The sequence below is a fragment of the Streptomyces sp. NPDC091292 genome (assembly GCF_044757265.1).
GTDB lineage: Bacteria > Actinomycetota > Actinomycetes > Streptomycetales > Streptomycetaceae > Streptomyces.
On record NZ_JBIVUQ010000002.1, the window covers coordinates 238,054 to 262,034 of the forward strand.

20 protein-coding genes are annotated in these 23,981 nt (G+C 72.6%); 10 read left to right on the forward strand and 10 right to left on the reverse strand.

What is annotated here, in order from left to right; all coding sequences use genetic code 11:
- Window positions 1-14: 14 nt before the first annotated feature.
- Both ACIQNU_RS09175 and ACIQNU_RS09180 read right to left on the reverse strand, forming a co-directional pair.
- Window positions 15-575, reverse strand: coding sequence for an ATP-binding protein (locus tag ACIQNU_RS09175; RefSeq protein ID WP_401363122.1), 561 nt, complete (start codon window positions 573-575; stop codon window positions 15-17).
- A gap of 443 nt (window positions 576-1,018) precedes the next feature.
- Window positions 1,019-1,378, reverse strand: a complete 360-nt coding sequence (locus ACIQNU_RS09180) for a hypothetical protein (RefSeq protein ID WP_401363124.1) — start codon at window positions 1,376-1,378, stop codon at window positions 1,019-1,021.
- A gap of 234 nt (window positions 1,379-1,612) precedes the next feature.
- On the opposite strand from ACIQNU_RS09180, the gene ACIQNU_RS09185 reads away from it, so the two are divergent.
- Both ACIQNU_RS09185 and ACIQNU_RS09190 read left to right on the forward strand, forming a co-directional pair.
- Entirely contained in the window at window positions 1,613-2,827 is a 1,215-nt protein-coding gene (locus ACIQNU_RS09185) for a PLP-dependent cysteine synthase family protein (RefSeq protein WP_401363127.1), read from the forward strand.
- Window positions 2,828-2,869: 42 nt separating this feature from the next.
- The gene (locus ACIQNU_RS09190; RefSeq protein WP_401363129.1) at window positions 2,870-4,030 is read left to right on the forward strand and encodes a serine hydrolase domain-containing protein; all 1,161 of its coding nucleotides are present in this window, start codon (window positions 2,870-2,872) and stop codon (window positions 4,028-4,030) included.
- 45 nt (window positions 4,031-4,075) lie between these two features.
- Here ACIQNU_RS09190 and ACIQNU_RS09195 read toward each other — a convergent pair whose 3' ends face one another.
- Together ACIQNU_RS09195 and ACIQNU_RS09200 are read right to left on the reverse strand one after the other, a co-directional pair.
- Entirely contained in the window at window positions 4,076-4,555 is a 480-nt protein-coding gene (locus ACIQNU_RS09195; RefSeq protein ID WP_401363131.1) for an SRPBCC family protein, read from the reverse strand.
- A gap of 123 nt (window positions 4,556-4,678) precedes the next feature.
- Complete coding sequence (locus tag ACIQNU_RS09200; RefSeq protein ID WP_401363133.1) at window positions 4,679-5,527, reverse strand: DeoR/GlpR family DNA-binding transcription regulator; 849 nt, start codon at window positions 5,525-5,527, stop codon at window positions 4,679-4,681.
- 356 nt (window positions 5,528-5,883) lie between these two features.
- Here ACIQNU_RS09200 and ACIQNU_RS09205 point away from each other — a divergent pair, with 356 nt between their 5' ends.
- A complete protein-coding gene (locus ACIQNU_RS09205) occupies window positions 5,884-8,187 on the forward strand; it encodes a hypothetical protein (RefSeq protein ID WP_401364221.1) in 2,304 nt (767 codons plus the stop codon).
- Here ACIQNU_RS09205 and ACIQNU_RS09210 read toward each other — a convergent pair.
- From ACIQNU_RS09210 to ACIQNU_RS09225, 4 genes are all read right to left on the reverse strand, one after another.
- Window positions 8,157-10,571, reverse strand: a complete 2,415-nt coding sequence (locus ACIQNU_RS09210) for a right-handed parallel beta-helix repeat-containing protein (protein ID WP_401363136.1) — start codon at window positions 10,569-10,571, stop codon at window positions 8,157-8,159. The genes ACIQNU_RS09205 and ACIQNU_RS09210 overlap by 31 nt on opposite strands.
- A 114-nt stretch (window positions 10,572-10,685) precedes the next feature.
- Window positions 10,686-11,291 carry a hypothetical protein gene (locus ACIQNU_RS09215; RefSeq protein ID WP_401363139.1) on the reverse strand — a complete coding sequence of 202 codons (606 nt, stop codon included), beginning with the start codon at window positions 11,289-11,291 and terminating at the stop codon, window positions 10,686-10,688.
- A gap of 183 nt (window positions 11,292-11,474) precedes the next feature.
- Window positions 11,475-12,299 (reverse strand): MOSC domain-containing protein, encoded by an 825-nt coding sequence (locus ACIQNU_RS09220; RefSeq protein ID WP_401363142.1) that lies wholly within the window; start codon window positions 12,297-12,299, stop codon window positions 11,475-11,477.
- A gap of 42 nt (window positions 12,300-12,341) precedes the next feature.
- The gene (locus ACIQNU_RS09225; RefSeq protein WP_401363144.1) at window positions 12,342-12,782 is read right to left on the reverse strand and encodes a DUF6643 family protein; all 441 of its coding nucleotides are present in this window, start codon (window positions 12,780-12,782) and stop codon (window positions 12,342-12,344) included.
- 301 nt (window positions 12,783-13,083) lie between these two features.
- Here ACIQNU_RS09225 and ACIQNU_RS09230 point away from each other — a divergent pair, with 301 nt between their 5' ends.
- Window positions 13,084-14,511 (forward strand): TerD family protein, encoded by a 1,428-nt coding sequence (locus ACIQNU_RS09230; RefSeq protein ID WP_401363147.1) that lies wholly within the window; start codon window positions 13,084-13,086, stop codon window positions 14,509-14,511.
- 43 nt (window positions 14,512-14,554) lie between these two features.
- Here ACIQNU_RS09230 and ACIQNU_RS09235 read toward each other — a convergent pair whose 3' ends face one another.
- Window positions 14,555-15,742: a glycosyltransferase gene (locus tag ACIQNU_RS09235; protein ID WP_401363149.1), complete on the reverse strand. Its 1,188-nt coding sequence runs from the start codon at window positions 15,740-15,742 to the stop codon at window positions 14,555-14,557.
- Window positions 15,743-15,800: 58 nt separating this feature from the next.
- On the opposite strand from ACIQNU_RS09235, the gene ACIQNU_RS09240 reads away from it, so the two are divergent.
- Both ACIQNU_RS09240 and ACIQNU_RS09245 read left to right on the forward strand, forming a co-directional pair.
- Window positions 15,801-16,586, forward strand: coding sequence for a glutamate racemase (locus ACIQNU_RS09240; protein ID WP_401363152.1), 786 nt, complete (start codon window positions 15,801-15,803; stop codon window positions 16,584-16,586).
- Window positions 16,587-16,657: 71 nt separating this feature from the next.
- Window positions 16,658-17,215: a hypothetical protein gene (locus ACIQNU_RS09245; protein WP_401363155.1), complete on the forward strand. Its 558-nt coding sequence runs from the start codon at window positions 16,658-16,660 to the stop codon at window positions 17,213-17,215.
- Between the two features lie 115 nt (window positions 17,216-17,330).
- Here the strand turns inward: ACIQNU_RS09245 and ACIQNU_RS09250 are convergent, their stop codons facing one another.
- Entirely contained in the window at window positions 17,331-18,335 is a 1,005-nt protein-coding gene (locus tag ACIQNU_RS09250) for an O-antigen ligase family protein (RefSeq protein WP_401364224.1), read from the reverse strand.
- Window positions 18,336-18,618: 283 nt separating this feature from the next.
- On the opposite strand from ACIQNU_RS09250, the gene lnt reads away from it, so the two are divergent.
- The 4 genes from lnt to ACIQNU_RS09270 all read left to right on the forward strand — a co-directional run bounded on the left by lnt (window position 18,619) and on the right by ACIQNU_RS09270 (window position 23,952).
- A complete protein-coding gene (gene lnt, locus ACIQNU_RS09255) occupies window positions 18,619-20,232 on the forward strand; it encodes an apolipoprotein N-acyltransferase (RefSeq protein ID WP_401363158.1) in 1,614 nt (537 codons plus the stop codon).
- A 91-nt stretch (window positions 20,233-20,323) separates the two neighbouring features.
- Window positions 20,324-20,797: an NUDIX hydrolase gene (locus ACIQNU_RS09260; protein WP_401363161.1), complete on the forward strand. Its 474-nt coding sequence runs from the start codon at window positions 20,324-20,326 to the stop codon at window positions 20,795-20,797.
- Window positions 20,798-20,858: 61 nt separating this feature from the next.
- A complete protein-coding gene (locus tag ACIQNU_RS09265; protein WP_401363163.1) occupies window positions 20,859-21,701 on the forward strand; it encodes a 3-hydroxybutyrate dehydrogenase in 843 nt (280 codons plus the stop codon).
- Window positions 21,702-21,888: 187 nt separating this feature from the next.
- Complete coding sequence (locus ACIQNU_RS09270) at window positions 21,889-23,952, forward strand: helix-turn-helix domain-containing protein (RefSeq protein ID WP_401363166.1); 2,064 nt, start codon at window positions 21,889-21,891, stop codon at window positions 23,950-23,952.
- Window positions 23,953-23,981 lie beyond the last annotated feature (29 nt).

Here is a 23,981-nt window from a genome sequence, read left to right on the forward strand (position 1 = left end):
TGGTCACCGCCCGGTCAACCGACAACGGCTGACCGGGCGGGAGCATGTCCGGGCAGGTCGACGGCGACCGGCTCGACGAGCGCGATCGGGACGACATCCCCGAACGGTCCGGTCGTCACCGCTCCGTACACGGAGGCCCCGTGCACGGAGTAGGAGGACAGCGCCACGACCGGAGAATCGGTGGGGGCCGGAAGGGTGAACCACACGACCTTGCCCGTGGTTCCCCGGGGCCTGACCCCCCAGCTCTCACTCACCGCGGCGACCATCGCGAGGCCACGCCCACAGGTGGCGGAGGCCTCGGCGGCCCGTACCTCGGGCAGCCGCGGATCGTGGTCGTACACCGACACCGTGAGCCGGTCGAGCAGCAGCTCGATCTCCACGGTGCAGGTCTTGTCCGGCTGGGCATGCCGGTGGACGTTCGTCAGCAGCTCGGTCACGCCGAGTGCCGCCTCGTCTATGAGTGCGTCGAGATGCCAGTGGCGCAGTTGCGCCGAGATGATTCTGCGGACCTGTCCGATCCGCGACGGCAGGGCTTGTAGCTCTACCGTGCAGTGCCTGCTTGGCTCGCTGATCACGGCTGCGACTCCCCGAATTGAGGTCCGGAAGAAGACGGAGTGCGGATGCGGATCAGCAGGGTGGCTGCGCTGTACGCCGTGCGACCGCCTGCTGCATGTCCGGCGGGCTGGTTCGCAGCGTTATCGCCGGTAAACCCTGAGTGATGTGTGATCAGAGTGACGCAAGGGGTGCGGGGCCGCAACTCGCGGCGCGCGGGGCGCAGGGGGCGGGGGCGTGCGCGAGGGACCAGGCGATTGGGCGCCGGGCAGTCGGGTGCCGTCGGGGCGGGCAGTCGGGTGCGGTGATGCTGGGCAGTCGGGTGCCGTCAGGGCGGGCAGTCGGGTGCCGTGAGGTCGGCCGGTCGGGTGTGAGTCCGGTCGGGTGAGTTCGCGGGTGTCAGTCCCGGAGTCGGGGGTGTCAGTCCTGACGTAGGGCGGCGCCCGTCCCCACCTCGGGCGGGGTGTCAGTCCCGGCGTCCGCCCGCGTGGCGGACCGCCTCGATGAATCGGCGTGCGGCGGTGAGTCCCGTGGTGGGCGGCCCCGGGAGCCGGGCGGGCGGTGGGGCGATGCCCAGCGGTGGGGCGTCGGAGCCCATGGTCAGCGTGTACCGCGTGCCGTTCAGCTCGGCCGTCGCACGGTCCGCGGAGGCGAACCACGGCCTCGCGGCCCGCACCGTCCGCACCGGCGCGCTGTCGATCTCGGTGCCGTAGCTGGTGAGCAACTCCAGCCTGCCGTTGGCTATCCGGACCTGCCCCGCGCGCGTCAGCGACCGCAGCCGCTTGCCGATCCGCACACCCCTCGCCGTGAACTCCGGCTCCGTCATGGTGTCCCGCCCCTCGCGCGCCGGTCCTGTCGGTTCCCCTCCACAGCAGTCTGCCCGTACCGCCGGACGAGGACCAGTGGGCGTTGCCCTCCGCCGTCACCTCACCGTCACCAGGGTTGCCTTTGAGGTTCCCAAAGACGTGTTTATGCAGGTGAGGTGGGGGTGGAGAGATGCTTATGATCGAGGTGTCCGGCCGGTTCGGACGGAGTCGGCGCGACACGAAGGAGGCGGGTGATGACCACCCCCCGGCAGGCATCGACCGGCGCACGGTCCCACGACCCGGCGGCCACGCTGGACGTCGACCGCACGGACACCGCGTACCGCACCTGGCTCAAGGAGGCCGTACGCAAGGTCCAGGCCGACGCGAACCGCTCGGCGGACACCCATCTCCTGCGCTTCCCGCTGCCGGACGCCTGGGGCATCGACCTCTATCTCAAGGACGAGTCGACGCATCCGACGGGCAGCCTCAAGCACCGGCTCGCCCGCTCGCTGTTCCTGTACGGCCTGTGCAACGGCTGGATCCGCCCCGGCCGCCCGGTCATCGAGGCGTCGAGCGGTTCGACGGCGGTGTCCGAGGCGTACTTCGCGAAGCTGATCGGTGTCCCCTTCGTCGCGGTGATGCCGCGCACGACGAGCCCCGAGAAGTGCCGGCTCATCGAATTCCACGGCGGCCGATGTCACTTCGTCGACGACGCCGGGGAGATCTACGCCGAGTCGGCGGCCCTCGCGGCGGAGACCGGCGGCCACTACATGGACCAGTTCACGTACGCGGAGCGGGCCACCGACTGGCGCGGCAACAACAACATCGCCGAATCGATCTACCGTCAGATGGAGTCGGAGCGCTATCCGGAACCGGCCTGGATCGTCGCCACGGCGGGCACGGGCGGCACATCGGCGACCCTCGCCCGCTATGTGCACTACATGCAGTACGACACCCGGATCTGCGTCGCCGACCCGGAGAACTCCTGCTTCTTCGAGGGCTGGACGACCGGCGACTCCGGGGTGACATCGGACTGCGGGTCCCGTATCGAAGGCATCGGCAGGCCCCGGATGGAGCCGAGCTTCGTGCCCGGCGCCATCGACCGGATGATGAAGGTCCCCGACGCCGCGTCCGTCGCCGCGATCCGCGCGCTGGAACAGACCATCGGGCGCAAGGCGGGCGGCTCCACGGGTACCGGGCTGTGGAGCGCGCTCAAGATCATCTCCGAGATGGTCGCGGACGGCCGCACGGGCAGCGTCGTCACCCTGCTCTGCGACCCGGGCGACCGGTATCTCGACAAGTACTACGCGGACGCGTGGCTGGTCGAACAGGGCCTGGACATCGGCCCGTACCTGACGGCGATCACCGCGCTGCTGTCGACGGGCGTGTGGCCGGAGTCGTGTGCGGACTCGCCGCCCGGGGCGGGTTCCGGACCGAGGCCGGACCCGGGCTCCCGGGCGACGGGTTGAGCCAGCACGATGAACCGCTGGGACCGAGGAAAGGTGGACCGGATGACCGGCCTGCGCGACACCCTTCAGCCGTACGTCAGCGACGGATCCGTGGCCGGAGCGGTCGGCCTGCTGGCCCGCGGTGACCGGATCGACGTCCAGGCGGTCGGCGCCCTCGACGCCGACGGTACGACCCCGATGGCCCGGGACTCGATCTTCCGTATCGCGTCGCTCACCAAACCGGTCGTCGCGGCAGCCGTACTGATGCTGATCGAGGACGGCAAACTGGCGTACGACGATCCCATCGGGACCTGGCTGCCGGAACTGGCCTCGCCCGTCGTCGTCCGCACCCCGGCCGCCCCGGTGGACGACGTGGTCCCGGCCGCGCGCCCGATCACCGTGGGCGACCTGCTCACCTCGCGCGCGGGGTACGGCTTCGCGTCCGACTTCAGCCTGCCGGCGGTCGCACCGCTCTTCGAGGACGTCCAGAAGGACGGCCTCCATCCGCAGCACCTCTCGCCGCCCGACGTGTGGCTGGCCACCCTGGCCCGCATTCCGCTCCTGTACCAGCCCGGCGAGACCTGGCTCTACAACACCTCGTCCGACCTCCAGGGCGTACTGATCGCCCGCGTAACCGGCGGCACGCTGCCGGACTTCCTGGCCGAGCGGCTGTTCGAGCCCCTGGGGATGACCGACACCGGCTTCGTCGTCCCCGCCGACAAGCGGAACCGGTTCGCGAGCTACTACCGCACGGGCTCCGAAGGCGGGCTCGAACTCGTGGACGCGCCCGACGGCCAATGGAGCCGGATGCCGGCGTTCCCGTCCGGCGCGGGCGGACTCGTCTCCACCGCCGACGACTGGCTCGCCTTCGCCCGTCTGATCCTCGCCGGAGGAACCGCGGGCAGCCGCCGCCTCCTGTCGGCCGACGCGGTACGGCGGATGACCACGAACCATCTGACCGAGGCGCAGCGCGAGACGGGCGCGCTGTTCCTGGAGGGCCAGGGCTGGGGATACGGCGGATCGGTCGACATCGCTCGCGTCGATCCCTGGAACGTGCCCGGCCGTTACGGCTGGGTCGGCGGCACCGGCACCTCGGCCCACCTCGTCCCGTCCACCGGAAGCGTCGCGCTGTTCCTCAGCCAGCAGGAGATGGCCGGCCCCACCACGCCTCCACTGCTGCGGGACTTCTGGCGGTACGCGGCCGAGGCCGGTGCCGACAGCTGAGGGCCGGGGCCGGCCGCTGAGCGGTCTCCGACTACGGCCGGGCCGTCACGCGTTCGCCGAGGCCAGGCGCCGGTCCAGCGTCGCCACCGCGTCACGGAACGCCCGGCCGAGCCCCGCCCGCCCCAGCCGCAGCCCGAACCGGAAGAGAACCGACCCTTCGGCGGCGAAGGTCCACTGCACACGGGTCCCGTCCGCCGTCGGTGTCAGGCGCCACTCCTCAAGGAGGGCCCGCAGCCCCGGCGTGTTCGTCGCGTCCACGCGATACGCGTACAGCTCGGGCGACTTGGACACGAGGATCGTCTCCTCGAAGCGGACCCCGCCCCGCAGCTTCACCTCACGCCCCGCGCCGTCCTCCGTGGGCCGGGCGTAGGTCACGGCCTTGAACCACTCGGGCAGGCCCGCGACGTCGTCGGCGAGCGCCCGGTGGACGCTTTCGGGGGAGGCGCTGATCTCACGGGCGAACACCAGACAGAGCGGCGCCTTCGACAGGAAATCGAGCCCCACCGGGCTCAGACGGCGTGCCATGGAACAAACCCCCCAGGGACAGAACCGGAACGCTGAGGACGCGTACGCGGAGAGAGCCGGGACCGAGGAGCCGGAGCGGTGGCCGCCCGACGCCGGGCAAGGTTCACCTTAGCTGGCGGGCCGTCAGATGTCTGTACCGCCCGAGTCGGCGCCGGCCTCCGCCGGCAGGCCCGCGACGATCAGACGCCGCAGCCGCTCCGCGATCTCCTCACGCGCGTCGGCGGGCAGTCCCGCGTCCGTGACCAGCGTGTCGACCTGGTCGAGCGCGGCGAACGAACTCAGCCCCACCGTGCCCCACTTGGTGTGGTCGGCGACCACGACGACGCGCCGCGCGGACTGCACCAGACGGCGGTTGGTCTCGGCCTCCGCGAGGTTCGGCGTCGACAGGCCGGCCTCGACCGATATGCCGTGCACACCGAGGAAGAGCAGGTCGAAGTGGAGTGCGGCGATCGCCTGGTCCGCGACCGGGCCGACGAGTGAGTCCGACGGGGTGCGCACCCCGCCCGTGAGGACCACGGTCGCCGCGCCCTGCCGCTGGCCGGAGCTGCGCTGCGCGGAGTGGAAGACATCGGCGACCCGGACGGAGTTGGTCACCACCGTCAGATCCGGCACGTCCAGCAGATGGTGGGCGAGCGCATACGTCGTCGTGCCGCCCGAGAGCGCGATGGCCGTGCCGGGGGCCACCAGCGCCGCCGCCGCGCGCGCGATGTCCTCCTTGGCGGTCAGTTCGAGCCCCGACTTCGCCTCGAAACCCGGCTCATGGGTGCTCGCCTCCACGACGGGCACCGCGCCGCCGTGCACCTTCTCCAGGACCCCCTGGCGGGCCAGCGCGTCGAGATCGCGGCGCACGGTCATGTCCGACACACCCAGCTGCCGCGTGAGTTCGTTCACGCGGACGCCGCCGCGTCTGCGCACCTCGTCGAGGATCAGGGCGCGGCGCTGCTCCGCGAGGAGGTTCTGATTCTCACTCACGTCGGCTCCGGTCCTTTCGCCTCGTCACACGCGTCACGTCCTCCACCGAGGACATCTCATCCTCGCACGTGGCACCGACAGTGGCGCCAGTGCCCGGACGAGTACCGCTGCCCACGGTCATCCGGATCGGGGAGATTCGGTGACAACGCGTGCGCACGCGCGCGGGAGCCGCGATCCTTGTGCCCGCCCAGGACACACACGCGCGGACACACGGGAGAAGCGGAACAGTGGAGCGTGCCGGAGAACGGGAACGTGCCGAAGTGCCCGACCGTCCCGCCGACGAAGGCCCGGCAGCCGTGGATGAGACGGCGCTCGAACTCCTCGTCCACGGGGTCGGCGGCGCCACACCTCAGGAGATGCTGGACGACCCCCGTACCGTCCGGATCTCCGGCGACGAGACGGCGGCCGTGTACCGCCGTATCGACGACGCGGACGCCGAGCAGCGCCCCGGCGACTACCGGGGCAGGCCCGTACCCGAGGCGTACGTCTGGTCCAACCTCACCTCCGGCAACGGCGCCCGCGCCCTGTGGCTCCTGCTGCTGCCGTTCATGGTCGTCAACCTCGCGCACTGGATGCGCCCCACCGCCCGCCGCAGGCCCCGTACCGTCCGCTTCTACGGGCTGCTCGTACGGCTCACCGGGCTGACCCTGACCCTGCTGTTCGTGGCCGCCGCGTGCGAGGTCGCCCTCGATCTCGTGGCCTGGCAGTGCGCGGGCACGCGCGCGTGCGCGAACGACCGCTCCTGGCTCGGCTTCCTCTCACCCCACCTCTCGCCGAACGGCTGGTGGACCCAGCCGGGCCGCCGCCTCGCCCTGGCCGCGGTGGTGCCCATCGCCCTCACCGGCCTCCTCTGGTACCTGTCCCACCGCACCTGGAGCGCCTACGAGTCGCAGCAGCCCCTCCCGCACCGCCCCGACCCCGACGACACCACAGGACGCACTCCGCTGGGCAGGCCCGGATTCTGGTACGGGCGCCGGCTCGTGGCCCGGCTGCGGGCCGCGCACACGGCGGCCGGGCTGCTCACTGTGGCCGCCGCCGTCGGGACCTCGGCCGCCCGCTTCGACCGCGGCGTCGGCGGGCCCCTGGCGCTGGATGTCCTGGGGCGTGTCCTGGAGGCCTGCATGGTCGCCGGTTTCGTCGTGGTCCTGGTGGTGGTGTGCCGCAGGGGCCGCAGCGAGAACCGGCTCGACCGGACCCTCGACGAAGCCCTGGTGCACCGCCTGCCGCTCGCCGCCGCAGGGCTCCTCGCGCTCACCCTGGTCTACGCGGGCTGGTCACGCCCCGGCTGGCACTCCGGCGACCGGCTGCCCGGCGACCAGACCTTCGGTGGCGTCGTCCTGACGCAGGGCCTGCTCGTCGTGGTGCTCGGCGTCGTCGCGCATCTCCTGTACCGCACGGCGCCCGACGCGCGGACGGCGCTGCGCGGTCTCGGCGGGCCCGCCACCGCGATGCTCGCCTGCGCGCTCGGCGGAGTCATGACAGGTGGCGTCGCCCAGCGGGTCGCCGACTGGCTCGACGGCGCCGGCACCCCCGGCGCCGACGGCAGCATCGCGGGACCACCTGTTCTGCTCACCTGGCAGGCGTCGGTGATCCCACCCCTGCTGCTGGTCCTCGTCGCCCTGTCCGGCTGGCTCGGCGTACGCACCTGGCAGCGCACCCGGCTGGGCATCCCCGAAGTGCACCTCGACTATCAGGGCGAGCCCGAGGACACGGCGCGCACCCGCCGTATCGCGAGCACCCGCGCGCGTGCCGCCCTCACCGACAAGGCCCCCCTCCTCATCGGCATCACCTCCGCCGTCACCCTGCTCCTGGGCGCGGGCGCGCTCGCCGGGGCCTGGGGGACCGGTGAGGTGCCGGGCGAGGCGGCCCGGGGCACGTACGCCGTCGTCTCGGGCGGGGCGCAGACGGCGCAGGCGGTGGGCTCCTGGCTGATCGGGCTCGGCTTCATACTGTTCGTCACCTGGGGCCGCCGCGCCTACCGCGACCCCTCGGCGCGCCGCACCATCGGCATCCTCTGGGACGTCGGCACCTTCTGGCCGCGCGCCGCGCACCCCTTCGCGCCGCCGTGCTACGCGGAGCGCGCCGTCCCCGACCTCACCTGGCGGATGGCCACCTGGACCAGGGCGACCGGCGGCCGGCTGGTGATCTCCGGCCACTCGCAGGGCAGCGTCCTCGCCGCAGCCGCGGCCTGGCAACTCACCCCGTCGGTACGCAAACGCGTCGCCCTGCTCACCTACGGCTCACCCCTGGAGCGACTCTACGGGCGCTGGTTCCCGTCCCACTTCGGGCCCGCCGCACTCGCCCGACTGCACCGTGACGTCGACTGCTGGCGCAACCTGTACCGGGCCACCGACCCGATCGGCGGGCCCGTCCGGGTGCCGGGCGAGCGCGCCGCGGAGGCCGTCGACCGCCCACCGCTCAAGGACCCGCTCGCCTACGGACGCACCCCGCAACACCCGCTGCCGGCACCGATCCTCGGGCACTCGGACTACCAGGCCGATCCGGCGTTCGCCGAGGAGCGGGAGCGGCTGCTGCAACGGCTCAGGCCGGGCGTACCGGCGCAGAGGCCGGAGGGGTCGGAGGTGCTGGACGGGCCGGTCGGCACCGACAGGGCCACCGGCTGTCCGCCTCAGGGGAGTTCGGGCAAGTCCTCCGGGTAGAGCAGTGTGAGGTCGTCCGTGCTGGGGTCGGGCAGCTGCGCGACCCGGCCCGCGTGCCGCTCGACCATCGCCTCGAACGTCTGGCGCGCGGTACGGCCGTTGCCGAAGGCGGCGCCCTTGGGGATGGCCGTGAAGTACTTCTGGAGCGCGTCCGGTGTGCCGTCGGCGAGCCGGTACTCGTGCTCGTCGGCCTGCTGCTCGACGATGCGCAGTAGCTCGTCCGGGACGTAGTCGTTGAAGGTGATGGTCCGTGAGAAGCGGGACGCGACACCGGGGTTGACCGACAGGAAGCGCTCCATCTCGGCGGTGTACCCGGCGACGATGACCACCACGGCGTCCCGGTGGTCCTCCATCAGCTTCACCAGCGTGTCGATCGCCTCACGCCCGAAGTCCCGCCCCGAGTCCTCCGGCGAGAGCGCGTACGCCTCGTCGATGAACAGCACACCCCCACGCGCGCGGTCGAACGCCTCCTGCGTACGGATCGCCGTGGAGCCGATGTGCTCGCCGACCAGATCGACCCGGGACACCTCCACGAGATGGCCCTGCTCCAGCACTCCGAGCGAGGCCAGGATCTCGCCGTACAGGCGCGCGACGGTCGTCTTGCCGGTGCCGGGGGAGCCCGTGAAGACCAAGTGGCGGCGCGCCGACGCGGCCTTCAGCCCGGCCTCCCGGCGGCGCCTGCCGACCTCGATCATGTCGGTGAGGGCGCGAACCTCGCGTTTGACGCTCTCCAGCCCTACCAGCGTGTCGAGTTCACCGAGTACCGCCTCCGACGTTCGCGTCGGCTGAGCGGGCGCCTGGGGCGCCGGAGGGGCGCTCTGCTCGGCGGTCCGCTGTCCCGGGATGGCGCCGAGCAGTCCGACGGGCTGGGCGGACGTCTGCACGGCCGTCTCCGGCGCCGGGGCCGGCCGCACCTGGGCGCTCTCGTCGCTCGTGCAGTCCTCGGCGACCGGGCCGTCCTCGGAGAACTCGAAGCCCCCGCGCGCGCAGCGCTCGGTACGGCACTTCTTCAGTGTCGTACGGCAGCCGTCGATCACATGGAAGCCGTAGCCGCCGCTGCCCGTGACCCGGCAGCCGTGGAAGCTGCCCCGGCCTCCGGCGGACACGTAGAACCCGGCCTCGGCGGGTGAGGTGACCGTGCACCGCTCCAGCGTGGGATCGGCGCCTTTGGTGACGATCACGCCGGTCTGTGTGGCATCGATGGTGCAGCCCGCCAGGGTGCCGCCGCTGCCGTGGTCGCGGAACCACGCGCCCGTCGCCGCCTCCCGGATACGGCAGTCGTCGAGCTGTGCCGTCGCGCCGTCGCTGACCGACACGGCCGTGTTGCGCACCTGCGACAGATCGGTGTCGACGACGTCGGCCCGTGAGCCGCGGTCGAGCACGAACAGCGCGTCCGGCACGTCGTGCACCCGGCAGGAGTCGAGGACCGCGGTCGCGCCGTCGCTGACCCATACGGCCGGGTAGTCGCCCGTACTGTCGTGGATCTCGCACTGGTTGGCGTCCACGCGGGTGCCCGGGTCCCACACCGACAGGCCGTTGCGCCCGAACCGGCTCACCGTCGAGCGGGTCAGCGTCAGGACCGAGCGGGACCGCAGGTCGACCGCGTTCTCCGGTACGTCGTGGATGCGGCAGTCGGCGAGCGTCAGCACCGCGTCGGTGTCGAGCGTGACGCCGTCCCCGGCGGTGCGGTGCACATCGCAGTCCGTGAGGTGGGCTGTGGCGCGCCCGGTGACCTGCACTCCGGCGCCCTTGACCTCGTACACCTCGCAGCCGACGGCCTCAAGGCCGGTGCCCTCGCCGGTCGCGGACAGGCCCGAGCCCGACGCGTGGTGCACCCGGCACCGCTCCAGCCGGGGGTGGCCCCCGCCGCGTACCGCGATTCCGGCCTGTCCCGCCGCGACGACCTCGCACTCCTCGAACACTCCGCCGCCACCGTCGAGTACGGCGATGCCGATGCCCGCCGGGTTGTCGACGGTGCAGCGCCGGACCGTGGGGCGGGCGCCGCCGCGGACCTCGATGCCGACCGCGGACCGCGTCACGATCCGCAGGTCCGTCAGCTCCGGGGTGCCGTCCTCGACGAGCAGGGCGGGCGCCGCCGAGTCCTGGCCCTCCAGGAGCAGGTCCTGGACGGACGCCGACGCCCGGACCGTCAGCGGTACCCCGTCGACGGGCGCGATCCGCACCGAACCCGAGGAACCCTCGGGGCCGCGCAGCGTCACGGCCCGCTGCACGAGGAGATTCTCGCGATAGGTGCCGGGTGCGACGGTGAGGACGTCACCGTCCGCCGCGGCCTCCAGGGCTGCGGCGAGGGAGGCGTACTCGCCCGTGCGGCGCCGCCACCGCGACGTACCGGTGTGCGTCACCTGGACCGTGCCCTGTGCCATGGCGCTGTAGAGCCCCCACCTCGTCGTACGCGGGTGTTGCGAGAGTGCCGAAGACTTCGGCCGGTCCACCGTAGCGTGTACGCGGCAGGCGAGTTGACCGGAGCCGAAGGGTACTCAACTCCCGGCGCCGGTCCTGCCCCAGTCCGGACCGGCTTTGTCCCATGCCTGGTCCCACCGCGTGTACCGACGGCGCACCAGACGCCATACGACCAGCCGCCGCGCGCACTCGACGAGGGCGACCGACGCGATGCCCGCCCCGATCCCCGCGAGGGCCGCGTGAGTGGCCGCCGTCGCGGTGTCGAGGGGTTTGGCGACGAGCCTGCCGTGCGCGTCCGTCCACAGCGGGAAACGGTCTCCCGCGCGCGGGGACTTCAGCGACGCCATGACCGTGCCGCGGTGGTCTGTGCCGTCCGGTGCCGTCCAGCGGGCGACCACACGGCTGTGGGAGTCCCGGGCGGTCACCGTCTCGGGGTCCGGGTCCATCGGCGCCCGGGACAGCTTCCTGACCACCGTCGCGACGGTCTCGTGGCGCTCCGTACGCTGGTGCTCCACCGAACGCGTCAGCGCCCGGTTCGCGGCCGAACCGGCGACGACACCCACGACGGGTGCCGCGACCACGATCAGCAGAAGGGCGCCGAGAGCCAGCCACGCCTCGGCGAGATCGGTCGCGCGGCACAGCGGATTGTGCCGCCAGCGCCACAGTCCGACGATCGCACGCACGGGCCCCACACCCCCTTCTCCGTCCGTGATAGCCCCCCATCGCTCCTCCCACGCGCGGTGTCGGCGAAAAGAGAGCGAAATCACCTCTCTTCCGGACTCTTCCTCCGCATCAACGTCCGCATCCCGTACGGAAGTTCCCGGACGCCCCGTACGGCAGCTCCCCGACGTCCGGCGCGCCGCCGCTCATTCGAGGACGGTGACGGGGTCCCCGACGTGGACGGTGCCGGTGGTCTCCGGTACCAGGTTCTGCCCGAAGACCAACTGGTCGCCGACGCGGCGGTGGCGCGCGAGGGTGCGCAGCGGTTCCTTGCCGCGATCGGCCGTGCGCTGGTCGGTCGTCGTCACGACGCAGCGCCCGCACTTCTTGGCGACCCGGAAGGTGAGTTCACCGACGGCGATCCGCTTCCAGTCGTCCTCCGCCCACGGCGGGGTCCCCTCGACGACCACGTTCGGCCGGAAACGGTTCATCGGCAGCGGGCCCTCGTCGCAGTGGTCGCCCTGGGCGATCAGGGAGTTGAGCGCGTCCAGCGACGAGCGGGTGGTGAGGAGGAGGGGATAGCCGTCGGCGAAGCTGACGGTCTCACCCGCGCGCGCGTGGGCGGGGTCGATCGGGCGGCTCGTCGCCGGGTCGGCCATGTGCACCAGCCGTGCCTCCGTGTCCAGCCACTCGCTGCACCACAGATGGGCCGCCTCGTCGGCCGGGACCGCGTCGACCTTGTCCTTCCAGATGCTCACCACGGTCGTCCCCAGCGGATCCGGCACGGCCACGGTCAGCGGCTCACGACCGGGCGCGGACAGCCGGACGCCGCCGTCGGGCAGCGCCTCGACGGCGGTCAACGCGAGCCGCGGATGCGGTCGCTGGGTGATCGCCTTGCCCGAGGCGTCGATCAGCATCCACCGGCGGTCCCCCGCAAGACCCCATGGCTCCACGACGGCCTCGCGGGGCGCATGCCCCTGGGCCGCCTTCACCGGGTAGACGTGGATCGACGCCAGCACGGAATTCGCCATACGGCCATCCTGCCAGGCGGCCGTGGCACCGTGCCCGCGCGATCAGTACCCGCGGTACTGCTGCCGGTTGTACGGATCCTCGTACGGTCCAGGGGCCGGCGCGGGGCGCGGCGCGGCGGGGCGCATCGCCTCGTAACCGGTGCTCTGGGCGGGACGGGGCTGCTGCGGCTGTGCGCCGGGGTAGCCCCGCGGCCCGGCGGTCTGCTGCGGGATGTACGGCGCGTGCGCCTGCTGCAGCGGTGCGGGCTGCGGGGCCGGCACGTAGCCGTACTGGTGAGGCTGCGGAGAGGGGGCGGCCGGCAGCGCGGGAAGCGCCGACGGCAGGGCGGGCAGATGGTTGCCCGTGTCGTACGCGGAGGGGACCCGGATCGGGGCGATCTGCGGCGTGCCCCGCTCTGCGACGAGAGAGTCGTAGATCGGAGTGTCCGGGAAGGACGGCGCGGAGTAGTAACCGCCGCCATAGGTGGAGCGGGGGGAGGTCATGGGACATAAGTTAAGCCCACGATGTGCTGGTTGGGGAGACCGATAGGAGGGTTGTTTTGCGTGTTCGCAGTGGATGTGGATCCCCAATGCGAGCGAACATGGGAAAATCGGTCGTCAAGTGGCCTATGAATCGTGTAAAGGCCGAGTTCCCGGCAGGTTACCGGGGGTTGACCAGTGATCGTGACGGCTGCTCGGATGCGGTGGACGTCGGCCCGGAGGCGCCCACCCGCGCGGGGGGAATAGGTTGGCCGTCAACGGAAGGATGGCTGCGGGGCCGTCACGGCGTGCGATGGGGGCGAACATGTCAATGTCCAAAGGATCGAATGTTGCCGTGCCGGCATCGGCCGTGCGCGTGGAATTGGGCTGGAGTTCGGGCCCGGGGGTGCCCGACGCGGATGCCTCGGCGCTTCTCCTGGGCGCCGCAGGAAAGGTCCGCAGCGACGCCGACTTCGTGTTCTACAACCAGCCGGCGCACGCGTCGGGCGCGGTGCGCCGCGACGGTAAGCAGGACAGCGGGGGCCGGATCACCGATGTGCTGACCGTCGACCTCGCGCGCGTGGAGCCCGCTGTCGAGCGCGTGGTCGTGGTGGCCTCGGCCGACGGCGGAACGTTCGGGCAGGTGCCGGGGCTGAGCATCCGCGTCCTCGACGCCGCGGCCGGCACCGAGATCGCCCGGTTCGACAGCACGGACGCCACGGTCGAGACGGCCTTCGTCCTCGGCGAGTTGTACCGGCGGCAGGGCGCCTGGAAGTTCCGCGCCGTGGGCCAGGGGTACGGCAGCGGGCTCGTGGGGCTCGCCACGGACTTCGGCATCACGGTCGACGACCCGCCGGCCACCGCAGCGCCCGCACCGCGGCAGGCGCCCGCACAGCAGCCGTATCCGCCGCAGCCCGTCCCGCAGCCGGCCACCCCGGCCCAGCCCTACGGCGCGCCCGCCCAGCCGTACGCGGCCCCCGCGCAGCCCTACACCGCGCCCACCCAGCCGTACGGCACCCCCACGCAGCCCTACGCCGCCCCGGCGGCCCCCACTCCGCCGCCGTCCGCCCCCTCGCCCTACCCGCCGCCCCCGGCCCCGTCGTCGGGCGGCCCGGTGCGGCTGAGCAAGGTCACGCTCACCAAGGAGGCGCCGTCCGTCTCGCTGACCAAGCAGGGCGGTACCTCGGGTGCGATGCGCGTGAACCTCAACTGGGAGGTGCGCAAGCAGTTCAAGGGCTGGGGCAGCAAACTCGGCCGGGCCGTCGCCATGCACGGGGACCTCGACCTCGACCTGTGCGCCCTCTACGAACTCACCGACGGCCGCAAAGGCGTCGTCCAGGCGCTCGGCAACGCCTTCGGGGCGCTCCACCAGCCGCCGTACATCCATCTCGACGGTGACGACCGGACCGGTGCCGTCGACAGCGGCGAGAACCTCACCATCAATCTCGACCGCAAGGCGGAACTGCGGCGCGTCCTGATCTTCGTGACGATCTACGAGGGCGCCCGGTCCTTCGCCGATCTGCACGCGACGGTCACGCTGCAACCGCAGCACGGCGCACCGGTGGAGTTCTTCCTCGACGAGTGCACCGTTCCGTCGACGGTGTGTGCCCTCGCGCTCATCACCAACACCGGCAGCGACCTCGTGGTGCAGCGCGAGGCGCGCTATCTGGTGCCGCAGCGTGGCGTGAGCCCTCAGCGCACCATCGACCACGCCTACGGCTGGGGCATGAACTGGACGCCCGGCCGGAAGTGACCCGCCGTCGGCGGACGGTGGTTCACCCCTGCCCTGGGCGTGATCAGCGCTGTTCGGGTGCCGGTCCCGACGCCGTGTCCGGGCGCGCGTAGGTGCGGCCCTTCCAGGCCGCGCCGCGCCCCCGGTAGTGCTGCACCGCGGAGTCGACCGTCATCAGCAGATACAGGAAGGCGGTGGCGGGCAGCAACGGCGCCAGCCACAGGGTCTGCCGGTAGTAGCGGAGCATCGGGATGTACGTCGCCGTCATCACCAGCCACGCGAGCCCGCCGAGCAGTACCGGCACCCAGCTGTCCGTCAGCACGCCCGCGCAGAACGCCACCGGCGGCACCAGATACACGAGCGCGAGCCCCAGCACGGTCCCGAGCAGCAGCAGCGGCTGGTGCCGCAACTGCGCGTAGGCACTGCGCGAAACCATCCGCCACAGGTCGTGCAGGCGCGGGTACGGACGGATGCTGTCGACGCGTTCCGCGAGCCCCAGCCAGATGTGCCCACCGGTGGCCTTCACCGCGCGCGCGAGGGCGACGTCGTCGATCACGGCGTGCCGGATGGAGTCCGGCACCCGCGCGCGCTCGGCGGCATCCGTCCGCAACAGCACACAGCCACCGGCCGCGGCGGCGGTCCGGCTGCCCCGCCGGTTGATCCGGCGGAACGGGTAGAGCTGCGAGAAGAAGTACACGAAGGCCGGTACGACCAGCCGCTCCCACACGCTCTCCACACGCAGCCGCGCCATCTGCGAGACGAGGTCGTAGTCGCCCGTCCGGGCCGCCGCGACCAACTCCTGGAGACTGTCCGGCTCATGCGCGATGTCGGCGTCCGTGAGCAGCAGATACTCGGGCTCCCGCGCGCGTGCCAGGGCGATTCCGTGCCGGACCGCCCACAGCTTGCCGGTCCACCCCGCGGGCGGCTCACCGGGCGAGGTGACGGTGAGCGCCAGACCGCCGTACCGCTCCGACAGCTCGCGCGCCAGCTTCCCCGTACCGTCCGAACTGCCGTCGTCGACGAGGAACACCTCGGCCGGTCCTGGATAGTCCTGCGCGAGCAGCGACGGCAGACTCATCGGCAGCACCGCGGCCTCGTCGCGCGCGGGGACGACGACACAGACCGACGGCCACGCGCGCGGGGCCTCGCTCGGCGGCAACCGGACATCGGTGCGCCAGAAGAAACCCTGCCCCAGCAGCAACCACAGCCAGGCGGCAAGGGATCCGGCGGCAGTCCATACAATCGCACTCACTCGCGCAGTCTGCCCCACCCGGCCGGGCCACGGGAGGCCGATCCTCTATGGTGACCGGGTGAAGATCGCGCTCATGGACTCCGGACTCGGACTGCTCGCGGCGGCCGGCGCGGTACGGCGCCTCCGGCCCGACGCCGACCTGGTGCTCTCGTCGGACCCCGGGACCATGCCCTGGGGGCCCCGCACCCCCGACGACGTCACCGAACTCGCCCTCGCCGTCGCCGAAGCGGCGGCCACGCACGCGCCCGACGCCCTGATCGTCGCCTGCAACACCGCGTCCGTCCACGCGCTGCCCGCCCTGCGCGCGCGGCTCGAACCGGCACTGCCCGTCATCGGTACCGTCCCGGCGATCAAACCGGCCGCGGCGGGCGGCGGTCGCTTCGCCATCTGGGCGACGCCCGCCACCACGGGCAGCCCGTACCAGCGTGGACTGATCGCCGACTTCGCGGACGGCGCCGACGTCACCGAGGTGCCCTGCCCCGGTCTGGCGGACGCCGTCGAGCACGCCGACGAAGCGGCCGTCGACCGGGCGATCGCCGCCGCGGCGGCGATCACGCCGCCCGATGTAAGGGCCGTCGTCCTGGGCTGCACCCATTACGAACTGGTCGCGGAGCGTATTCGCGCAGCCGTGCAGCGGGCCGACCGGCCGCCGCTCGTCCTGCACGGCTCGGCGGGCGCGGTCGCCGCCCAGACACTGCGCCGGATCGGTGCGGCACCCGCCCCGGAAGCACCCTCGACGGGCACGGTGACCGTGTTGCTCACCGGCCGTGAGTCCGCCCTGCCGGACGCCGCCCTCACCTATGCCGAAGGACAGTTGCTCTCCGCCGTCAGCCCCGCGCGCTGAGTCGCGGAGTGTGAGGAGTAACGCTGCGCAGCCCAGTGCCTGCGGGGCGGAACATCTGTAGTCTCATGGGCATGAGGCACCACGCTCACGGCGACCGGGGCCCCGCTGAGGCCCCCCTTGAAATTTGGACCGGACGAGCCAGCAACCGCGTTCAGTGGCTGCTCGCGCTCGTCGGAGTGGCCTGCGTCGCGCTCGGCGTCGAGCTGGCCGTCGTCTCGGCATGGACCACAGGTATCGCCCCGCTGGTCATGTCCGTCGTCGGCTGCATCGCTGTGGGCCTCCTGGTGCTGTTCGGCACCCTCGCCTTTGTCCATGTGGCCGTGAAGGTCGACAAGGACTCCCTCGAAGTGCGCTGCGGCCACATAGGGCTGCCGCGCCGCCGTATCCCGCTCGCCCACGTCGTCGACGCGGACTTCGCGCCCCAGGTCACACCGCGCCAGTGGGGCGGCTGGGGTTACCGCTGGCGGCCCGACATCGGTACCGCCGTCGTGGTCCGGCGCGGTGAGGGCGTCGTCCTCAGCCTCGGCGACGGACGCAAGTTCACGGTCACCGTGGACGACGCGGAAGCGGCCGTGGCCATCATCCGCGGCCGGCTGCGCCCGAAGCCCGCGTCGACCCCGGCGATCTGACCGGGCCCCCACCCGTTCGGCCCATCCGTTCGGCCCATCCGAGGCTCGGCCCGCGTCCGGTACGCGTACCCCCTACGTCACACCGGCCCCCGGCCGCCACCACCGGTGCCGCCGCTCAGGCCACCTCGCTCTGTGACGGCAGGCCCGCCCCATCGGTCTCCTCCGGCGGCTCCCAGCCCAGCGGCCTCGCCGTCGCGATGCCCGCCAGCAGCCCGGCACCCACCGTCACCGCGGTGAAACTGAGCGCGTTGCCGACCGTCGCCAGCGCGGCGACCGCCGTCAGCGCCGCACCCGCCGTGAGGACGACCGGCGTCGACCTCGGCGACCGCCACAGCGCGTACAGGAGCCAGCAGAAGACCGCCCCGAGGAGCCCGGCGCCGACCACCCCCTGCTCCGCCGCCTGCTGCAACAGCGCCGAATGCGGTCTTCCGGCCGGTACGAGCGACTCCGCCACCGTGGGGCTCAGCTCACCGAAGCGTCCCGGCCCCGCCCCGAGCGCCGGACGCGCTTCGGCCATGTCCAGGGCGTCGCGCCACAGCAGCACCCGGTACGGCGTGAGCTGACCCTCCAATGCGGACTCCAGGCCGTACGGGAGCACCCCGCCGGCCACGGCCCACGTCGTACCGGCCGTCAGAGCCGTGGCAAGCCCGAGACCCGCCAGACCGAGCCCCCGGTTACGCATCCGCGCCGCCGCCAGCGAGCACAGCAGCACCCCGACACACACCGCGAACCCCGCCGTCGAGTCGAGCACCAGCGCCGTCGCGACGACCCCCACGGCGGCCAGCCGCAGCGCGAGACGTACCGCGGGGCGCCGGGCCGCCCACGCGCCGCAACAGGCGGCACCCGTGGCCAGGGCGAGGAGAGCGGCCGTGGCGCCGTCCCGGCCCAGCGGAGACGTCTCCTGCGGCATCAACCGTGTGTGAGGGAGCAGAAGGGCGAGCGAGACACCGGCGAGGGCGCCCGCGCCGGGTGCGGACACCGGGAGCAGTGCGCCGCAGATGCGACCGCACGCGTACGCCGCGGCCACGGCCAGGACCGCGAGGAGCACTCCCTCGGGGCGGCCCGCACCGGCGGTGGCGGTGATCAGGGACCACACGGAACAGGCCGCCAGCAGCACCATGCCGACGGCGTCGGACGTGCTGCCCTCGCCGTCCGGCGCCGCACGGCCGGCAGCGCCCACCTTCCCCGAAGACCCCACCCGTCGCCCCCCGACGTATGACGGGCCCCGACCGTGGGGCCGGACCGGGCCGCACGTCTGGGACTTGGGCACACGGTAATGGCTGGTGCGGCCAAGTGTGGACGAGTTGCGTGGGAACGATGTCGCCGTCGTCACGACCGCTGCCCCTTTGCCGGTGGGCCGACCGCCGTACCCCGCCGCTGGTCACGCGCCGTAGACTCCCCGCGTGACCGCCATCGCCACCCCCGTAGACGAGCCGGAACAGCTCGGTCCGCCGTCGGCGCCCGCCTCGCGCGGGATGCGACTGGTGCGCCGGCTCCTGCCGTTCGTCGCGTCGGCACTCTCCGGAGTGCTGCTCTACGTCAGCTTTCCGCCGCGCACCCTGTGGTGGCTGGCGCTGCCCGCGTTCGCCGCGTTCGCGTGGTGTCTGCGGGGGCGGTCCTGGAAGGCCGGGCTGGGGCTCGGCTATGTCTTCGGGCTCGGTTTCCTGCTCCCGCTGCTGGTGTGGACCGGCGTCGAGGTCGGACCGGGCCCCTGGCTCGCGCTGGCCGCCGTGGAGGCCCTGTTCGTCGCACTCGTCGGCGCCGGCATCGCGTCCGTGTCCCGGCTGCCCGCCTGGCCCGTCTGGGCGGCGGCGCTCTGGATCGCCGGCGAGGCCGCACGCGCGCGGGTGCCGTTCGGCGGGTTCCCCTGGGGCAAGATCGCCTTCGGTCAGGCCGACGGTGTGTTCCTGCCGCTCGCCGCGCTCGGCGGCACCCCAGTCCTCGGTTTCGCGGTCGTCCTGTGCGGCTTCGGCCTGTACGAGGCCGTCCGCGTGGCACTCCACACCCGGCACACGCGGACCCTGCGCAGGGGCACGGCGGCGGTCGCGGCGCTCACCTTGGCCCTTCCCGTGGTCGCCGCTCTCGCGGCCCGGCCGCTGGTCAGTGACGCGGCCGAGGACGGCACGGCCACCGTCGCCGTCGTCCAGGGCAACGTCTCGCGCGCGGGGCTCGCGTTCAACGCCCAGCGCAGGGCCGTACTGGACTACCACGCGAAGGAGACGGAACGCCTCGCCGCACGCGTGGACGCCGGTGAGGTACCCCGCCCCGACTTCGTCCTGTGGCCGGAGAACTCCTCCGACATCGACCCCTTCCGCAACCCCGACGCGCGCGGGGTGATCGAAACCGCCGTGAAGGCCGTCGGCGTGCCCGTCTCGGTGGGCGGCGTGGTGGAGACCGACGACGGCAGGCTCTTCAACCAGCAGATCCTGTGGGACCCGGCGAAGGGCCCCGTAGCCACCTACGACAAGCGGCAGATCCAGCCCTTCGGCGAGTACATCCCGCTCCGGTCCGTCATGAGCTACTTCAGCGAGGACGTCGGCATGGTCCGGCAGGACTTCAGCCGGGGCACCGAACCGGGTGTGTTCACCATGGCGGGCACCAAGGTCGGCATCGCCACGTGTTACGAGGCCGCCTTCGACTGGGCCGTGCGGGACACCGTCACGCACGGCGCCCAGATCATCTCGGTGCCCAGCAACAACGCCACCTTCGACCGCAGCGAGATGACGTACCAGCAACTCGCGATGTCCCGGATCCGCGCCGTCGAGCACAGCCGCGCGGTCACCGTGCCGGTCACCAGCGGCGTCAGCGCGGTGATCATGCCCGATGGGCGGATCGTCGACCGGACCGGCATGTTCACCGCCGCGTCGCTCGTCGAGAAGGTCCCGCTCAGGTCGTCGCAGACCCCCGCGACGCGGCTCGGAACCCTGCCGGAGGCGGCCCTGGTCCTGCTCGCCGCCGCGGGACTCGGCTGGTCCGTGACCACCGCCGTCCGCGCGCGCCGCTCCCCCCAGCGCTAGCCACGCCCCCGACCGGGCGCCGCCCGGGTCCCGGTCGGGTCCGGGTCGGGTCCGGGTCGGGGTCGTCCCGTGTCCCGGTTAGGGTCGTCGCATGGCTACCCCCGACTTCATCCGCACCGTCCGTGCCAGCGCGGGTCACCAACTGCTCTGGATGCCCGGAGTCACCGCGATCGTCTTCGACGACGACGGGCGCGTGCTCCTCGGGCGGCGCAGCGACACCCGCAAGTGGTCCGTGATCGGTGGCATCCCGGATCCGGGGGAGCAGCCGGCGGCGTGCGCGGTGCGCGAGGTGTACGAGGAGACCGCGGTGCGGTGCGTACCGGAACGCGTCGTCCTGGTGCAGGCCCTGGAGCCCGTCACGTACCCCAATGAGGACACCTGCCAGTTCATGGACATCACCTTCCGCTGTCGGGCGGTGGGTGGCGAGGCGCGGGTGAACGACGACGAGTCGCTGGATGTCGGCTGGTTCCCGGTGGACTCGCTGCCGGAGCTGGACGAGTTCGGGCGCTTCCGTGTCAAGCAGGCCCTGGCGGACGACCCCACATGGTTCGACCCCATGCAGTGAGTGGGAAGTGTGGCTCCTGACCACATGGGGCGGGGGAGGGCCCCTGCTTAGGGTCGGTGACATGACGACCCTCAGTTCTCCGGCCGGCACCTCGGGCGAAGCTCGGGGCGGCCCGTCGCCCGTGTCCTCCCTGCTCGACGGCCACACCGAACTCGACGGCCGCGTGGCCCTCGTCACCGGCGCGGCCGGCGGCATCGGCCGGGCCTGCGCGCTGCGGCTCGCGGCGGCCGGGGCCAAGGTGCGGGCGGTGGACCGGGACGCCGCGGGCCTCGACGCCCTCGCGGAGGCGGGCGAGGCCCTGCCCGGCGGGATCGAACCCCGGCTTCTCGACCTCACGGACCTCGACGCCGCGGAAGCGTGTGCGGCGGGCACCGACATCCTCGTCAACAATGCCGGGCTCCAGCATGTGCGCCCCATCGAGGAGTTCCCGCCGGAGGTGTTCCACACCGTCCTGACCGTGATGCTCGAAGCCCCCTTCCGCCTCATCCGTGGTGCGCTGCCCCACATGTACGGGCAGGGGTGGGGCCGTATCGTCAATGTCTCGTCCGTCCACGGACTGCGCGCCTCCGCCTACAAGTCCGCGTACGTGGCCGCCAAGCACGGTCTGGAAGGGCTCTCCAAGACCGCCGCACTGGAAGGCGCGGCTCACGGTGTCACCTCGAACTGTGTGAACCCCGCCTATGTGCGCACCCCCCTGGTCGAGCGGCAGATCGCCGACCAGGCGGCGGCACACGGGATCCCCGAGGAACGGGTGCTCGCCGAAGTCATGCTCCGCGACAGCGCGGTCAAGCGGCTCATCGAACCGGACGAGGTCGCCGAAGCGGTCGCGTACCTCTGCACCCCACGGGCCTCCTTCATCACCGGCACATCCCTGGCGCTGGACGGGGGCTGGACCGCACACTGAACCCGCGTCCGGGGCCGGGGGCGCCGGGGGAGTCGCGCACAGGGAGGGACGTATCCGCAGGCGGGGAGCGCCGCACAAAGGAGAGGCCCCCCGCAGGGGTGGGAGAGTTGTCCACACACGCGGCGGTGCCGACAGGTTTTCCACAGGCCCGACGGTGCCGTCGGCCCGGTAGGTCATTCTGGTGAACATGGATCGCGATCACGTGCAGTCCGCAGAGCGCCCGGCCATGAGCGCCGAAACCCCGTTCCTCGCACTTCTGGCGAGGGGCGCCACTGCCGACGCCTACGAGCAGCCGATACTCCGGGCCCGCGCCCGCGGCGAACCGCCCGAGCGCCTCGCCGCCCTGGAGCACGCCCGGCTGCTCGCGCTGCGGGTCCGCGCGGAGCTGGAGGGCAGGCGCCGCCGCGAGGCCGAGCTGTCCGCTCTCTTCGAGACGGCGCACGACCTGGCGGGACTGCGCGACCTCGACGCGGTCCTGCGCGCCATCGTGCAGCGCGCCCGCTCCCTGCTCGGCACGGACATCGCGTATCTGAGCCTCAACGACCCCTCCCGGGGCGACACCTACATGCGGGTCACCGAGGGCTCCGTCGCGGCACGCTTCCAGCAGCTGCGGATCGGCATGGGCGAGGGCCTGGGCGGTCTGGTGGCGCAGACGGCACGGCCGTATGTCACCGAGGACTACTTCCACGACGAGCGCTTCCAGCACACCCTCTCGATCGACGCGGGGGTACGGGACGAGGGCCTGGTCGCGATTCTCGGTGTGCCGCTCATGCTCGGACCGGACGTCATCGGGGTGCTGTTCGCCGCGGACCGTCGCGCGCGGGTCTTCGAGCGGGAGCAGATCGCGCTGCTCGGCTCGTTCGCCGCCCTGGCAGCCGCGGCGATCGACACGGCGAACCTCCTCACCGAGACCCGGGAGGCCCTGGCCCGGCTGGAGAGCGCCAGCGAGATCATCCGGGACCGCAGTGCCGTCATCGAGCGCGCCTCCGACGTCCACGACCGGCTCGCCGAACTGGTGCTGCGCGGCGGCGGCGTGCATGACGTGGCGGTGGCGGTCTCCCAGGTACTGGACGGCACCGTCGAGTTCGCCGAGGTGGCGGCGGCACCGGCCACCGCGCTGAAGGCGTCGGCCGGCGAAGGCAGGTCGGTGCGTCACGGCGACGACTGGGTCGCGGCCCTCTCCGCGGGCGGTGAGGTGCTGGGCGCACTGGTGTTGCGCGGCCACCCGGGCCTGGACCCCGTCGACCAGCGCACCCTGGAGCGCGCCGCGATGGTGACCTCGCTGCTGATGCTCGCGCGCCGCTCGGCGTCCGAGGCCGAACACCGTGTCCGCGGGGAGCTGCTGGACGACCTCATCGAAGCCCGGGACCGGGATCCGCGGCTGCTGCGCGAGCGGGCGACCCGTCTGCACGCCGACCTCGACGCGACCCATACGGTGCTCGCCGCCCGCCTCGACACACCCACCCCCGACGGCCCCACCTCCGCCACCTCAACCACCTCCACCACCTCCACCACCTCCACCACCTCCACCGCTTCCGGACGCGGCACCCGCTCCCGCCGCCCGGGGCGTCGCACCACACCGGCCGCCCGCAAGGCGGTGACCCCTGACGCGGGGGCGGAGGCCGACGCGCGCCGGCGTCTGTGGTCCGCCGCCTCCCATCTCGCGGCCACCGGCCACGGTCTCGCGGCGGCACGCGACGGCGGTACCGTCCTGCTGCTCCCGCTGCGCGACGGCGACACGGCGGCCGAGCTGGCCCGGCGCACCGCCAAACAACTCGGCGCCGCCCTGCACGAATCGGTGACGGTCGGTGCCTCCGCTCCGGTGGCCGATCTGGCGGCCCGCCCGGACACCGTCGCCGCGGCCTACGCGGAAGCGCAGCGCTGCCTCGAAGCGCTGCGGCTCCTGGGCCGGACCGGAGAGGGCGCCGCCGCCGAGGACTTCGGATTCCTGGGACTGCTGCTCACGGGGGACCGGGACGTCTCCGGCTTCGTGGGGCGCAGCATCGGCGAGATCATCGCCTACGACAAGCACAAGGGTACGGACCTGGTCGGCACTCTCGACGCGTACTTCGCCTGCGGGATGAGCCCGGTCCGTACCAAGGACGAGCTGCACGTCCACGTCAACACGGTCGCCCAGCGCCTCGACCGCATCGCCCGGCTCCTCGGCCCCGACTGGCTCAGCCCCCAACGCATGCTGGAGATCCAACTGGCCCTGCGGCTGCACCGGTTGTCATCGGCGCTCATACCCTGACCCCCGTACGCACGGGGCGTACGGGGGTC

Coding starts and splice junctions, on each gene's coding strand:
- ACIQNU_RS09185 (WP_401363127.1), top strand. CDS start 1,613: ATGACCACCCCCCGGCAGGCATCGACCGGCGCACGGTCCCACGACCCG.
- ACIQNU_RS09270 (WP_401363166.1), top strand. CDS start 21,889: ATGGATCGCGATCACGTGCAGTCCGCAGAGCGCCCGGCCATGAGCGCC.
- ACIQNU_RS09205 (WP_401364221.1), top strand. CDS start 5,884: ATGCTGGACGACCCCCGTACCGTCCGGATCTCCGGCGACGAGACGGCG.
- ACIQNU_RS09220 (WP_401363142.1), bottom strand. CDS start 12,299: ATGGCGAATTCCGTGCTGGCGTCGATCCACGTCTACCCGGTGAAGGCG.
- ACIQNU_RS09195 (WP_401363131.1), bottom strand. CDS start 4,555: ATGGCACGCCGTCTGAGCCCGGTGGGGCTCGATTTCCTGTCGAAGGCG.
- ACIQNU_RS09180 (WP_401363124.1), bottom strand. CDS start 1,378: ATGACGGAGCCGGAGTTCACGGCGAGGGGTGTGCGGATCGGCAAGCGG.
- ACIQNU_RS09260 (WP_401363161.1), top strand. CDS start 20,324: ATGGCTACCCCCGACTTCATCCGCACCGTCCGTGCCAGCGCGGGTCAC.
- ACIQNU_RS09265 (WP_401363163.1), top strand. CDS start 20,859: ATGACGACCCTCAGTTCTCCGGCCGGCACCTCGGGCGAAGCTCGGGGC.
- ACIQNU_RS09225 (WP_401363144.1), bottom strand. CDS start 12,782: ATGACCTCCCCCCGCTCCACCTATGGCGGCGGTTACTACTCCGCGCCG.
- ACIQNU_RS09245 (WP_401363155.1), top strand. CDS start 16,658: ATGAGGCACCACGCTCACGGCGACCGGGGCCCCGCTGAGGCCCCCCTT.
- ACIQNU_RS09210 (WP_401363136.1), bottom strand. CDS start 10,571: ATGGCACAGGGCACGGTCCAGGTGACGCACACCGGTACGTCGCGGTGG.
- ACIQNU_RS09190 (WP_401363129.1), top strand. CDS start 2,870: ATGACCGGCCTGCGCGACACCCTTCAGCCGTACGTCAGCGACGGATCC.
- ACIQNU_RS09250 (WP_401364224.1), bottom strand. CDS start 18,335: ATGGTGCTGCTGGCGGCCTGTTCCGTGTGGTCCCTGATCACCGCCACC.
- ACIQNU_RS09230 (WP_401363147.1), top strand. CDS start 13,084: ATGTCAATGTCCAAAGGATCGAATGTTGCCGTGCCGGCATCGGCCGTG.